The organism is Paucibacter sp. PLA-PC-4, from assembly GCF_026241155.1.
Lineage (GTDB): Bacteria > Pseudomonadota > Gammaproteobacteria > Burkholderiales > Burkholderiaceae_C > Roseateles_E.
This window is the reverse complement of sequence record NZ_JAPFGP010000003.1, coordinates 136,721-150,613: the sequence shown is the minus strand read 5'-3', so window position 1 is coordinate 150,613 and position 13,893 is coordinate 136,721. Positions and strand designations below refer to the sequence as shown.

Genomic DNA, 13,893 nt, shown 5'->3' with positions numbered 1-13,893 from the left:
AAGGTTCGCACCGACCGGCAAGGCGGGCGCGCAAAAGTACACTGTGGCCATGATTTTATCGTTCGCGTCCGAAGGGCTGCCCGCCATGCTGTTGAGCTTGAGCAGTTTGGCTGCCTTGCTGGCCTATGCGGTGGCGGCCGGCATGGGTGAATCGGCGGAGGCGGGCGCCGGCCGCCTGCGTGCCGTGTTGCTGCTGGCCTGGCTCTTCCATCTGGGGGCACTGGTGCTGGACATCGCTGGCTTCGGCTTGGCAAGACCTGGCGCTCGCTTCGGATTTGCGCCGGCCCTGTCGATGACGATGTGGCTGGTGCTGGCGGTCTATTTGGTCGAAAGCCGCTTCGTACCGTTGCCGGGTGCGCGGCGCGTGCTGGCCAGTCTGGCCGCGCTTACCGTGCTGCTCGCCTGGAGCTTTCCGGGCGAGAGCCGCCCGCTGGCCGCCTCGCCCTGGGCGCCGCTGCACTGGGTGCTGGGCCTGGCTTCCTATGGTTTGTTCGGCGTTGCGGTGCTGCATGCGGTGATGCTGAACCGCGCGGAGCGGCAGATGCGGCTCAAGTCCTCGCGAGGGCCGGCGACCCTGGGCATGCCACTGCTGCGCCTGGAGCGGCTGACTTTTCAGTTCGTCGGCTCCGGTGTCGTCGTGCTGTCACTGGCCTTGCTGCTGGGTTGGTGGTTCACGCCGCAATGGCATTGGGACCACAAGAATCTGTTGTCCATGCTGGGCTGGCTGGTGCTGACTGGGCTGCTCACCGGCCGGCGTGTGTTCGGCTGGCGTGGCCGGCGCGCGACGCGCTGGCTCTACTTCGGCGCGGCACTATTGCTTCTGGCCTACGCCGGCACCCGTTTCGTGTTGGAGGTGCTGCTGCAACGCGGCACGGGCTATTGATATGAAGTACCTGCTGATCATCCTTGTCATCGGTCTGGTCTTCTTTATGTTGGGCTTCAAGCGCAGCCGTCCCGGTGTGAAGCCGCCTGCACCACCGCCGGCGCCGCCAGCGCCACCCGCTGTGCCGCAGCACATCGTTAGCTGTGCCCATTGCGGACTGCATCTTCCGCAGTCTGAGGCCCTGCCCGGGCTCGGGGGGGTGTTCTGCAGCGCCGCCCACCGGGCGGCCCATGAGGCCGACAAGACTCCATGAGCGAGGCGCGGTCGAACCGGGATCGCCGCGGATCTGACCGCCGACGTGGTGACCGTCGCCGCAGCGAGCGACGCGGGCCGATGGCCGATGGCCGCGACCAATCCTGGTTCGGTCCGCCGCAAGAGGGAGAAGGTGAAGCGGCCGCCGGCGTGGACTCGGCCGGCACCGCGGACGCGGCTGACTCGCAGTTCTTCTTTCAGCAGGCGCGCCGGCTTACGCACGCTGGCGGCAGCGCCTTCCAGCGCCTGTACCGGGCCTTTTTGGCGGCGCGCGCGGCGCTGGGCTTGGCCCTGGTCGGCGCGCAGGCGCTGGCGGCACTGTTGGGCTCGACCACACCGTTCTGGACCCTGGCGCTCAGCGGGGTCTATGCGCTTGAGGCTGTAGCGCTGTGGCTGTTGCCGCGCCTGCAGCGGGGCGCCTCGGCGCAGTCGCTGGCCCTGCTCAGCAGCCCGCGCTGGTGGCTCAGCATCGGACTAGACCTGGGCCTGTTCGGCCTGCTGCTGGCGCTCGATCGCAGTGCCGGGGTCAGCTACGGTGCGCTGTTCGTGCTGCCGGTGCTGATGGCCGGTGTGCTGACACCGCGTCTGCTGGCGCTGGCTACCGCCGCGATGGCGGCGCTGATGACCTTGGGCGTGGCCTGGTGGTCGGTGCTGCAGGGGGCTGATCCGGGGCTACGCATGACGCAGGCCGGCCTCGTGGGCGTCGGCTTCTTTGTGATCGGACTGCTGGCCAGCGAGCTGGCCAACCGGCTGGCGCGCGAGGAGCGCGCCGCGCGCGGCAGCATGGAGCTGGCGCGTCAGCAGGCGCAGCTGAACCGGTTGGTGATCGACGAGATGGCCGAGGGCGTGCTGGTGCTGGACAGGCGCGGCCATGTGCGCGCCGCCAATCCGGCCGCGCGAGGTCTGCTGGCCGAGCAGCAGATGGTCCGCACCGCGCCCTTTCAGCTGCGCGGCGTGCCGGCTTGGGAGCCGTTGGTGGTAGCGGTGGAGCAGGCCTTCTCGGCCGGCGGCTGGCCGGAGGAGGGACGCGACGTGGCCTTGGTGTTCAATGCGGCTGAGCGGCGCGCACTGCGCCTACGTATGCGTTTTACGCGCCGGCGCGAGGTGCATGGCACCGAGGACCTGTGTGTGCTCTTCGTCGAGGATGTGCGCAATCTGCAGGCACGCAGCCGCCAGGAGAAGCTGGCTGCAATGGGCCGTATATCGGCCGGCATCGCCCACGAGATCCGCAATCCGCTGGCCGCCATCGATCAGGCCAATGCGCTGCTGGCTGAGGATTGCGCCGACCCGCAGTCGCAGCGCCTGACGGCGATGGTCAGCTCCAATGTGCAGCGCCTCAAGCGCATCGTCGACGATGTGATGGAGGTGGCGCCAGGCGTGCCACCGCAGCCGGTGCCGGTGGATGCCAGTGCGCTGGTCAGCGAGGCCTGTCTGGACTGGGCCCGCACCAACAAGCTGCCGGAGGGACCGGACAGCCCGCTGGGCCTGAGCCTGCCGGTCCATGCGCTGCGCATCAGCTTTGAGCCCGAGCATCTGCGTCGCGTGCTGATCAATCTGTTGGACAACGCGCTTCGCCATGCGACACCAGGCCCGCGCAGCGTGCAGGTCAGCCTGCGCGCGCAGTCCGAGCAATGGGTAAGCTTGGGTGTGTTCAGCGCCGGCGAGCTGATCGCGCCCGAGGTCGAGCGCCATCTGTTCGAGCCCTTTTTCTCGACGCGCAGCCGGGGTTCGGGCCTGGGCTTGTATATTTGCCGCGAGTTGTGCGAGCGCTATGGCGGGCGCATCGATTACCGCAGCCAGCGCTCGGCCGCACTGGGCGGCAATGAATTTGTCGTGACCCTGCGTCGTCTGCCGGCCGACGCGCCTCTTGCCCCGACTTCTTCCTGATGAGCTCAGCCAATCCCGCCTTCAGCCTGCTGGTCGTCGATGACGAGCCGGATCTGCGCACACTTTATGAGCTGACCCTGCTTCGCGAGGGTTATGAACTGGAGACCGCCGGCACGGTGGAGGAGGCGCTGGCCCGGCTGGGGCAGCGCCGCTACAGTGCCGTTATCACCGACATGCGGCTGCCCGATGGCAGCGGCCTGGATGTGCTGGCCTGGCTGGAGCAGCAGGGCCGGCCTGAGAAGGCGCTGGTGATCACCGCCTATGGCTCGGCCGAGAACGCAGTCGAGGCGCTGAAGGCCGGCGCCTATGACTATCTGACCAAGCCGGTCGATCTGCGCCAGTTCCGCAGTGTCGTTGCCTCGGCGCTGGGGCGCCTGCCGCAGGGGCAGCCCTCGGTGGTGCCGGCGCAACTGCCGTCGGAACGCCAGTCGGTGTCCGAGCTCCCCAGGCCGGCCAAGGCCGAGGCACGGGCGTCAACGACGGCGACCTCGGCTGCCGCATCGCGCGCGCGCGCGGAGGATCCAGCATTGGCGCCCCCGGCCGGTGCGCTTCAGCGCCTGGCCGGCGAGTCGACCGCGATCCGGCAGGTCCGCTCGCTGATCGAGAAGGTGGCGCGCAGCATGGCACCGGTGCTGCTGCAGGGCGAGTCGGGTACCGGCAAGGAGCTGGTGGCGCGCTCCATCCACGAGAGCAGTGTGCGCGGCAGCCAGGCTTTCGTCGCGGTCAATTGCGGCGCGATTCCCGAACAGTTGCTGGAGGCCGAGTTCTTCGGCTATCGCAAAGGCGCGTTCACGGGCGCCAACGAAGACCGCGAGGGCTTCTTCCAGGCAGCCCATGGCGGCACCCTTTTCCTTGATGAGATCGGCGACCTGCCGCTGGCCATGCAGAGCAAGCTTCTGCGCTCGATCCAGGAGCGTTCGGTGCGGCCCGTCGGCGCGGTGGCCGAGGCGCCGGTCAACGTGCGCATCCTCAGCGCTACCCACAAGGACCTGGGCGCCGAAGTGGCGGCTGGGCGCTTCCGCCAGGACTTGTTCTACCGGCTCAACGTGATACAGATCCGTGTGCCGCCGCTGCGCGAGCGCATCGAGGACTTGGCTGCGATCAGCGAGCGGGTGCTGGAGCGCATCGCCCGCGATGCCGGCGTGTCGCCGGTGCCGCGGCTGACGCCGGCGGCGCTGTCGCAACTGGCGCGCTACGCCTTCCCGGGCAATGTTCGCGAGCTCGAGAACCTGCTGCACCGGGCGCTGGCGCTGTCGGGTGGCGAGCTGATCGACGCCGAGGATCTGGGTCTGCCCGAATCGCTGCTGGACGATTCGCAGTTGGGGGCGCTGGACGTGCTGGAGGTGCCGCCGGCGGCGCCACTGCCCAACCTGGCCGACGACCAGGCCGAACTGCCTCAAGACCTGGCCCTTTATCTTGACGAGGTCGAGCGAAGCATCTTGTTACGGGCTTTGGAGCGACACCGCTTCAATCGAACGGCCGCCGGTGCGAGTCTTGGCTTGTCGCTGCGCCAGATTCGTTACCGGATGGCACGGCTGGGCATCACCGAGGGCTCGACCTCGGCCGATGGCGAGGGCGCTGACGCCAACTGAGCGCCGCTCGAAGCGCAGTCATCAAAGCCTTTGCTGACGCGGCCTGGCGGGCGGTTTTGCGCTGCAGGCCACGACTGTCGCGGGGGTCTGATTTCAAACCCTGATCAATGCTGGGTGCAGGCGCGATGCGAGCGGTATCGATGCGACGCTGCAAGGCCTATTGCGGCGCGCGACTAGCGTGTGTGGGAGCGCCGGTCAACCGATTCGATATGCGGGTTTGACGCTAGCTGTAGTGCTTGAAGAGCTGGGTGGCCCCAGATATAGTGTTTCTTCATGCTATCCTTCTAGCCTCGGCAAAGCACTGAAATGCCCCACTCCTTCGCAGTCGTCTTGCCCAGCGTGACCGGCACAACGCCGTGTTTTGCCTGGCTCGCGATGCGGACGAAGGATGGCTCTGCGGCCCGCCCGGTGGGCTCGCGCAGTCGCACAGCCCCAAGCCCCGACGACAGCAATAACGAACGCAGATCCATGGCCGCCCTTGGCGTGTCGCGGACCTGCCATTTCTGATTCGAACAAGACAGACGAGGAATTATGCAAAGCACAGCAGCCCAGACCCGCTCGGACGTTCCCGCTGCCCCAGCGCCCGCCGCAGTGGCCGGCGTGGCCAAGCAGACCGCTTATCAGGCCTACCAGATCATCCGTCGCAATGGTGCGGTGGTCTCGTTCGAGCCCAGCAAGATCGCGGTGGCCTTGATGAAGGCCTTTCTTGCCGTGCATGGCACCAGCGGCGCGGCCTCGGCCAGCGTGCGCGAGACGGTCGATGGCCTGACCGAGAACGTGGTGCGCGCGCTGCTGCGATCGCGCCCGAGCGGCGGCACTTTCCATATTGAGGATGTGCAGGACCATGTCGAGCTGGGTCTGATGCGCGGTGGTCACCATGAGGTGGCGCGCGCCTATGTACTTTATCGCGAGCGCCGCTACCAGGAGCGCGTGGCCAAGGGTGAGGTGGCCCAAGCTGCCGCGTTGGAGTCCGGCCTGACGGTGATTGACAACGGCCAGCGCATTCCGCTGGACCTGGCGCATCTGCAAAGCCTGATCGTCTCGGCTTGTGAAAACCTCGGCGCTGATGTCAAGCCGGAGCCGATCCTGGCCGAGACCAAGCGCAATCTGTATGACGGCGTGCCGATCGATGAGGTCTACAAGGCATCGATTCTGGCCGCCCGCACCTTGATCGAGAAGGATCCCGGCTACAGCCGTGCCACCGCACGCCTGCTGCTGCACACGATCCGCCGCGAGGTAGTCGGCGGCGAGATCACGCAGGAGCAGATGCAGACCCGCTATGCCGAGTATTTTCCCGGCTATATCAAGAAGGGCGTCAAAGCCGAGCTGCTGGACGAGAAGCTGGCGCAGTACGACCTCGCCCGGCTGGGCGCGGCGCTGAAGGCCGAGCGCGATCTGCAGTTCGACTACCTGGGTCTGCAGACCCTGTATGACCGTTACTTCCAGCACATTGACGATGTGCGCATCGAGATGCCGCAGGCCTTTTTCATGCGCGTCGCGATGGGCCTGGCCCTCAACGAGATTGACCGCGAGACCCGCGCGATCGAGTTCTACGAGGTGCTGTCGAGCTTCGACTTCATGTCCAGCACGCCGACCCTGTTCAATTCGGGCACCCGCCGCTCGCAGCTGTCGTCCTGCTATCTGACGACGGTGGCGGACGATCTGGACGGCATCTATGAGGCGTTGAAGGAGAACGCCTTGCTGTCCAAGTTCGCCGGTGGACTGGGCAATGACTGGACCCCGGTGCGCGCGCTGGGCTCGCACATCAAGGGTACGAACGGCAAGTCGCAAGGCGTGGTCCCGTTCCTGAAGGTGGTCAACGACACCGCCGTCGCGGTCAACCAGGGCGGCAAGCGCAAGGGCGCCGTCTGCGCCTATCTTGAGTCCTGGCACCTGGACATCGAAGAGTTCCTGGAGCTGCGCAAGAACACCGGCGACGATCGCCGACGCACCCACGACATGAACACGGCGAACTGGATCCCCGATCTGTTCATGCGTCGTGTGATGGACGGCGGCGACTGGACCCTGTTCTCGCCGTCGACCTGCCCGGACCTGCATGATCTGTTCGGCACCGCATTCGAGAAGGCCTATGTCGAGTACGAGGCCAAGGCCGACCGCGGCGAGATCAAGCTATTCAAGCGCATGCCGGCCAAAGACCTGTGGCGCCGCATGCTGTCGATGCTGTTCGAGACCGGCCATCCCTGGATCACCTTCAAGGACGCCTGCAATGTGCGCTCGCCGCAGCAGCATGTCGGTGTCGTGCACTCGTCTAATCTGTGCACAGAGATCACGCTGAACACGAACGATAGCGAAATCGCCGTCTGCAATCTCGGCTCGGTCAATCTGGCCCAGCACCTGAAGGACGGTGGCATTGACCACGACAAGCTGCGCAAGACCATTTCGACCGCGATGCGCATGCTCGACAACGTCATCGACATCAACTACTACGCGGTCAAGAAGGCGCGCGACTCAAACTTGCGCCACCGCCCGGTGGGCCTGGGCCTGATGGGCTTCCAGGACGCGCTTTACGCGCTGCGCACGCCTTACGCCTCCAACGAGGCGGTCGAGTTCGCCGACCGTTCGATGGAAGCGATTTGCTACTACGCCTACCAGGCCTCCACCGAGCTGGCCGCCGAGCGGGGTCGCTATTCGAGCTATCGTGGCTCGCTGTGGGACCGCGGCATCTTGCCGATCGACTCGCTGGACCTGCTGGCCAAGGAGCGGGGCGGCTATGTGGAGGTCGACCGCAGCAGCAGCATGGATTGGGATGCGCTGCGCGCCAAGATCGCCCAGCACGGCATGCGCAACAGCAACTGCGTGGCGATTGCGCCGACCGCGACGATCTCCAACATCATTGGTGTCGACGCATCGATCGAACCTTGCTTCGGCAATCTGTCCGTCAAGTCCAACTTGTCGGGCGAGTTCACCGTGATCAATGAATCGCTGGTGCGCGACCTGAAGAAGTTGGGCCTGTGGGACGACGTGATGGTGATGGATCTGAAGCACTTCGATGGCTCGCTGCGCCGCATCGACCGCGTGCCGGAAGAGCTGAAGACCTTGTACGCGACCGCCTTTGAGGTCGAGACACAGTGGCTGGTCGAAGCCGCCGCCCGTCGCCAGAAGTGGATCGACCAGGCCCAAAGCCTGAACATCTATATGGCCGGCGCCTCGGGCAAGAAGCTCGACGAGACCTACAAGCTGGCTTGGCTGCGCGGCTTGAAGACGACCTACTACCTGCGCACGATGAGCGCGTCGTCGGCCGAGAAGAGCACGGTGACCAAGTCGGGTCAGCTCAATTCGGTGTCGTCCGGCGCAAGCGCTTCGATGTTGTCGGCACCCGTTTCGGCACAGTCCGCAGCGCCTGTTGCTGCGGCGCCGGTCGAGGCAGAGTTGCCTGCAACCGACATGAAGTTCTGCTCGATCGACAACCCGGATTGCGAGGCTTGCCAGTAAGGTCTTGAAGTTAAAGCACTGGCATCGCGAAAAGTCCATGTGCCCGCGATGCCAGTGTTCATCGGCTCAAACGCTGATGCATGGGTTTTCCTGCGAAGCAAATCCAGGCCTCAACGACTGACCCCCGAGGGCTTTGATCCACGTCCAATGCGATGCGACGCAGCAACGCGTATCGCGTGTTGATGTCAAGAAGTCCTTGGTGTTTGAACACAACACTCTGATAATTCGACACGATAGGAAGTCCACCATGTTGGTTTGGGAAGAAGACCTGAAGCCCTCGAACAGCGTCACCACGAATGCCGCGCCGCGCACTGCGCCGGTCGCGAGCGCAGCAGCCACCGCGTCGCCCGCCACAACGGCCGCCGTGAGCAGCACCCAAGCCGTCCCCGCGTCCGCCGCAACGGCTCAGGTTCTGGGCAATGGCGCGCGCGTCAAGGCTTCGGACAAGCGCATCATCAATGGTCAGACCGACGTCAATCAGTTGGTGCCTTTCAAGTACAAATGGGCTTGGGAGAAATACCTCGCCACCTGCGCTAACCACTGGATGCCGCAGGAGGTGAATATGTCGCGCGACATCGCCTTGTGGAAGGACCCGAACGGTCTGACCGAGGACGAGCGCCGCATCATCAAGCGCAATCTCGGCTTCTTCGTGACCGCCGATTCGCTGGCTGCCAACAACATCGTGCTGGGCACCTACCGCCACATCACGGCCCCCGAGTGCCGCCAGTTCCTGCTGCGCCAGGCCTTTGAAGAAGCGATCCACACCCACGCCTACCAGTACATCGTTGAGTCGCTGGGCCTGGACGAGAGCGAAATCTTCAACGCATACAACGAGGTCAAGTCCATCCGCGACAAGGACGAGTTCCTGATCCCTTTCATCGAGGCGATCATGGACCCCAACTTCCACACCGGCACAGCCGAGAACGACCAGACGCTGCTCAAGAGCCTGATCGTGTTCGCCTGCCTGATGGAGGGGCTGTTCTTCTACGTCGGCTTCACCCAGATTCTGGCGATGGGCCGTCAGAACAAGATGACCGGCGCCGCCGAGCAGTATCAGTACATCCTGCGCGACGAATCCATGCATTGCAACTTCGGCATCGACCTGATCAACCAGCTCAAGGCCGAGAACCCGCATCTGTGGACGGCCGAGTTCAAGGCCGAGATCAAGGCGCTGTTCCTGCATGCCGTCGAGCTCGAGTACCGCTATGCCGAGGACACGATGCCGCGTGGCGTGCTTGGCCTGAACGCCTCGATGTTCAAGGGCTATCTGCGCTATATCGCCAACCGCCGTGCCACCCAGATCGGACTGGAGGAGCTCTTCCCGAATGAAGAGAACCCCTTCCCCTGGATGAGCGAAATGATCGATCTGAAGAAGGAACGCAACTTCTTTGAAACCCGCGTCATCGAGTACCAATCCGGTGGCGCATTGTCCTGGGACTGAGTTGGAACTCAGAACGAGCTCTGTGGCTTGTTCTGAGCCTGGCAAAGGCCAAAGCAGCCTGCAAGCGGCTTGGCTGAGGCAGCAAGGCTGGTGCCGCATGCTGTTCAGTTCCCAGATTGTTGTGAGGTCAAGAGATTCGCGAGACCCAAGACCATGGCCCTAGAAATTTTGGCTGGTGCTCGCAACCCCATTCACCGTACCGGGGCGCTCCTCCTGGGCGACTTCCGGACGATGAATAACTGCGCTGTGGCGGACCGGTCTGCTGCGGGCAGTGCTTTTTCCACTTGATCAAGGAGAACTGAAATGGCAACTGCAAAGAAGGCAACGGCGAAGAAGGCCGCTCCCGCCAAGAAGGCTGCGGCTCCGGCCAAGAAGGCCGCCGCTCCGGCAAAGAAGGCCGCTCCGGCCAAGAAGGCCGCTGCTCCGGCAAAGAAGGCCGCTCCGGCCAAGAAGGCTGCTGCTCCGGCGAAGAAGGCCGCTCCGGCCAAGAAGGCTGCTGCGCCCGCCAAGAAGGCTGCTGCTCCGGCGAAGAAGGCCGCTCCGGCCAAGAAGGCCGCAGCGCCCGCTAAGAAGGCCGCTCCGAAGGCTGCTGCAAAGCCGCCGGCAAAGAAGGCTGCACCGAAGGCCGCTCCTAAGGCTGCTGCAAAGCCGCCGGCAAAGAAGGCTGCACCGAAGGCTGCTCCTAAGGCCGCTGCCAAGCCGCCTGCCAAAAAGGCTGCGCCCAAGGCCGCTGCCAAGCCGCCTGCCAAGAAGGCTACTGCCGCTGCTCCCAAGGCCGCTGCCAAGCCGCCTGCCAAGAAGGCAGCCAAGAAGCCTGCAGCCAAGAAAGCCGCCACGGCCCCTGCCCCTGCTGCCGCTGCCAAGCCGGCCGCTGCACCCGCCGCCAAGACGGCGCTGAGCCCGCAAGCGGCTTGGCCCTTCCCGACGGGCAGCAAGCCCTAAGAAGCCAGGGCCTTCCGGCCCTTGGCATCAAACCCGGCCTCGGCCGGGTTTTTTTACGCCCGCTTCGGCCGTGGTCTCAGGGATAGAAGATTTCGACGCTATAGCCGCTGACGCGGTGCCGACCGGTGCTGAATACGAGCTGCAGTTGCTGCTCGCTGTCGCCTTTCATGCTGAGCTGGCTCAGATTGAAGTCGGTAGGTTTGAGCATGCGTCGTGCAACTACGGCGCCACTGGCATCGGTCAAACTCAGATCGACCCAGGGCATGGCCAGCGCATAGGCGGCCTTGTTGCGCAGCTGCAGTGCGAGTTTGTAGCTATTGCCCGAGCCGGCCTGTGTCAGGCCACTGTTCTCGACAGCCAGTGCGTCAATGCGCCGCCAAGGCTGCAGCTCGCAGCCGGCAACACCGCACAGCGATTGCAGCAGCGGTGTGCTCGGCGGGTAGAGGGCCGCGATGGCATTGCGCAACTGCAGGCCTATCTGCAGCAGCAGGGCTGCTAGCAGCAGCAGGGCGCTCACGCCTAGCGCGATGCGCACGCGCGGCTGCTGCCAGCGTGCGGTGGACGAGGCCTGGCGTAGAAAGCTGGCCTCGACCGCCTTGTGCTCGGGTGTGTCGTGGGCGGCCACCTCCGCGGCCAGCGCCGCCAAGCGGGCATCGACCAGCACGTCAGGGGCCGAGCTGGCCTCGGGGGCGGCGGTGGAGGCAATCGGTGCGGCCTCGAATTCGGGCAGCACGGCCGGCTCGGGGCTTGCCTCGACGCTGATGGCGTCGTCCCAGATGGGCTCGCGGCGCGGCTCTGCGCCGCCAACGGCAAAGTGCGGCAGCGGTGCTGGTTCGTCCTCTCGTGAGGTTGGGGCGGGCTCGTCCTCGAACTCGCGGGGCACGACCCAGGTGGTGGCGTCGGGCGGCGGCGCACTGACAGCCATCGCTTCGACGGGTTGCACTTCGGCCAGCGGCTGCGGCTCGGGTTCCGACGCAGGCGCGACCGCAGCAGGCCAGGGCGGCGGCAGTTCGCGGTCGATGTCGAACAGCTGCTCCTGGGCATCGAAGACCTCCGCGCAGCGGCCGCAGCGCACCCAGCCTTCGGAGACGCGGAGTTGATCCTGCACCACCCGAAAGATGGTGCCGCAAGCGGTACAACGGGTGGCAAGACTCATGAGCTGAATCATGCCATGAGCGCAGGGCTCAAACCCGTTGCGCGCTCATCAGAATCCAGCCTTCTTCGCTGTCGCTGACCTCCAGCTTGAGCCATGGCGCATAGGCCGCCTTCAGATCCTCGGCCTGGCGCTCCAAGATGCCGGCCAACACCAGGTGCGCGCCGGGGGCCAGGTGTTGACACAGTAGCGGCGCCAGCAGCTTCAGTGGCGTGGCCAGGATATTTGCCAGCACCAGCGGGTACTCACCCTGGGCCGCGTCGGGCAGGGCGGCATTGACCGCCACCTTGTTGTCGCGAGCGTTCGAGACCGTGGCTGTCACGGCCGCCGGGTCGATGTCGACCGCGTCGACATTGGTGGCGCCATAAAGCGCCGCTCCGATCGCGAGGATGCCGGAGCCGCAGCCATAGTCCAGCACCCGCGTCCAAGTCGGGGCCAGATCTTGATGCGCGGCGATCCAGCGCAGGCACATGCGGGTGGTCGGATGGGTGCCGGTGCCGAAGGCCAGTCCCGGGTCCAATCGCATCACCTTGCTGGCCTGCGCAGGGGCCTCATGCCAGGACGGCACGATCCAGAACTCGGGCGTGATCTCCACCGGAGCGAACTGCGACTGCGTCAGCCGCACCCAGTCCTGCTCGATCACCGCCTGGATCGTCTGCACATGGACGTCGCCGGCCCAGTCCTGGCTTAGCAGCAGGGTCGCGGCCTCGGTGGCCTCGGCTTCGCCAGGGAATAGGGCCTTGACGACCGAGCGCTGCCAGCCGCCGCGTGGTGCCGGCATGCCGGGCTCACCGAACAGGGCCTTCTCGGCATCAGTGTCGGCGTCGGCGTCCTCGACCGAGACGGCCAGCGCGTCGAGCTCGACCAGCGCATCGCTGACGGTCTCGACCTCGTCCTCGCCGCAGATCAACACCAGCTCGTGAAGGTCGGGTGTGCTCATCGCTTGTGCTCGCTCATCCAGCTTTCAAGATAGTGAATGCTGGTGCCGCCTTCCATGAACTTCGCGTCGACCATCAGCTCGCGGTGCAGCGGGATATTGGTCTGAATGCCTTCGACCACGGTCTCCGACAGTGCGATGCGCATGCGTGCCAGCGCCTGCTCCCGCGTGTCGCCGTGCACGATGATCTTGCCTATCATCGAGTCGTAGTTCGGCGGCACGTAGTAGTTGGTATAGGCATGCGAGTCGACGCGCACGCCCGGACCGCCCGGGGGGTGCCACATCGTGATACGGCCGGGCGAGGGCGTGAACTTGACTGGATCTTCGGCATTGATGCGGCACTCGATCGAGTGGCCACGCATCGTGATATTGCGCTGGGTGAAGGGCAGCTTCTCGCCGGCCGCCACCTTGATCTGCATCTGCACGATGTCGATGCCGGTGACCATCTCGGTGACCGGATGCTCGACCTGTACGCGCGTGTTCATCTCGATGAAATAGAACTCGCCATTCTCGTAGAGGAACTCGAAGGTACCGGCACCCCGGTAGCCCATCTTGCGGCAGGCGGCCGAGCAGCGGTCGCCGATCTTCTCGATCACACGGCGCGGGATGCCCGGCGCTGGCGCTTCCTCGATGATCTTCTGGTGGCGGCGCTGCATCGAGCAATCGCGCTCGCCCAGCCAGACGGCATTCTTATGGCCGTCGGCTAGCACTTGGATCTCCACATGGCGTGGGTTCTCCAGGAACTTCTCCATATAGACCTGCGGATTGCCGAAGGCTGCACCGGCTTCCGTGCGGGTGGTCTGCACCGCATTGACCAGCGCGGCCTCGGTGTGAACCACGCGCATGCCGCGGCCGCCACCACCACCGGCCGCCTTGATGATGACCGGGTAGCCGATAGCGCGAGCGATCTTGACGATTTCCTTTGGGTCTTCGGGCAGGGCGCCCTCGGAGCCAGGCACGCAGGGCACGCCGGCGCGGATCATGGCCTGCTTGGCCGAGACCTTGTCGCCCATCAGGCGGATGTTGTCGGAGGTCGGGCCGATGAAAACGAAGCCGCTGCGCTCGACGCGCTCGGCAAAGTCGGCGTTCTCGCTGAGGAAGCCGTAGCCGGGATGGATGGCCTCGGCATCGGTCACCTCGGCGGTGGCGATGATGGCCGGCATGCTCAGATAGCTCTGGGCCGAGGCCGCCGGGCCTATGCAGACGGCCTCGTCGGCCAACTTGACGTACTTGGCATCACGGTCGGCCTCGGAATAGACCACCACCGACTTGACACCTAATTCGCGGCAGGCGCGCTGTATGCGCAGGGCAATCTCCCCGCGGTTGGCGATAAGAATCTTCTTGAACATCGCG

10 protein-coding genes are annotated in these 13,893 nt (G+C 65.2%); 7 read left to right on the top strand and 3 right to left on the bottom strand.

The window, feature by feature from the left end:
• Positions 1–85: 85 nt before the first annotated feature.
• From OOZ63_RS05680 to OOZ63_RS05650, 7 genes are all read left to right on the top strand, one after another.
• Positions 86–883: a cytochrome C assembly family protein gene (locus OOZ63_RS05680; protein WP_266004454.1), complete on the top strand. Its 798-nt coding sequence runs from the start codon at positions 86–88 to the stop codon at positions 881–883.
• A gap of 1 nt (position 884) precedes the next feature.
• Positions 885–1,136 carry a PP0621 family protein gene (locus OOZ63_RS05675; RefSeq protein WP_266004452.1) on the top strand — a complete coding sequence of 84 codons (252 nt, stop codon included), beginning with the start codon at positions 885–887 and terminating at the stop codon, positions 1,134–1,136.
• An 80-nt stretch (positions 1,137–1,216) separates the two neighbouring features.
• A complete protein-coding gene (locus OOZ63_RS05670; RefSeq protein ID WP_266004451.1) occupies positions 1,217–3,022 on the top strand; it encodes a sensor histidine kinase in 1,806 nt (601 codons plus the stop codon).
• Positions 3,022–4,614 carry a sigma-54-dependent transcriptional regulator gene (locus tag OOZ63_RS05665; RefSeq protein ID WP_266004450.1) on the top strand — a complete coding sequence of 531 codons (1,593 nt, stop codon included), beginning with the start codon at positions 3,022–3,024 and terminating at the stop codon, positions 4,612–4,614. The genes OOZ63_RS05670 and OOZ63_RS05665 overlap by 1 nt, the downstream gene beginning before the upstream one ends.
• 531 nt (positions 4,615–5,145) lie before the next feature.
• Positions 5,146–8,067, top strand: coding sequence for a ribonucleoside-diphosphate reductase subunit alpha (locus OOZ63_RS05660; protein ID WP_266004448.1), 2,922 nt, complete (start codon positions 5,146–5,148; stop codon positions 8,065–8,067).
• A gap of 247 nt (positions 8,068–8,314) precedes the next feature.
• Complete coding sequence (locus OOZ63_RS05655) at positions 8,315–9,508, top strand: ribonucleotide-diphosphate reductase subunit beta (protein WP_266004446.1); 1,194 nt, start codon at positions 8,315–8,317, stop codon at positions 9,506–9,508.
• A 303-nt stretch (positions 9,509–9,811) separates the two neighbouring features.
• Positions 9,812–10,450 carry a histone gene (locus tag OOZ63_RS05650; protein ID WP_266004444.1) on the top strand — a complete coding sequence of 213 codons (639 nt, stop codon included), beginning with the start codon at positions 9,812–9,814 and terminating at the stop codon, positions 10,448–10,450.
• Positions 10,451–10,526: 76 nt separating this feature from the next.
• Here OOZ63_RS05650 and OOZ63_RS05645 read toward each other — a convergent pair whose 3' ends face one another.
• From OOZ63_RS05645 to accC, 3 genes are read right to left on the bottom strand one after another with little or no spacing between them, the layout of a single operon-like run.
• Positions 10,527–11,606 (bottom strand): zinc-ribbon and DUF3426 domain-containing protein, encoded by a 1,080-nt coding sequence (locus OOZ63_RS05645; RefSeq protein WP_266004443.1) that lies wholly within the window; start codon positions 11,604–11,606, stop codon positions 10,527–10,529.
• 28 nt (positions 11,607–11,634) lie between these two features.
• Entirely contained in the window at positions 11,635–12,543 is a 909-nt protein-coding gene (prmA, locus tag OOZ63_RS05640; protein WP_266004442.1) for a 50S ribosomal protein L11 methyltransferase, read from the bottom strand.
• Positions 12,540–13,889, bottom strand: a complete 1,350-nt coding sequence (gene accC / locus OOZ63_RS05635; RefSeq protein WP_137941577.1) for an acetyl-CoA carboxylase biotin carboxylase subunit — start codon at positions 13,887–13,889, stop codon at positions 12,540–12,542. The genes prmA and accC overlap by 4 nt, the downstream gene beginning before the upstream one ends.
• Between the last annotated feature and the right edge of the window lie 4 nt (positions 13,890–13,893).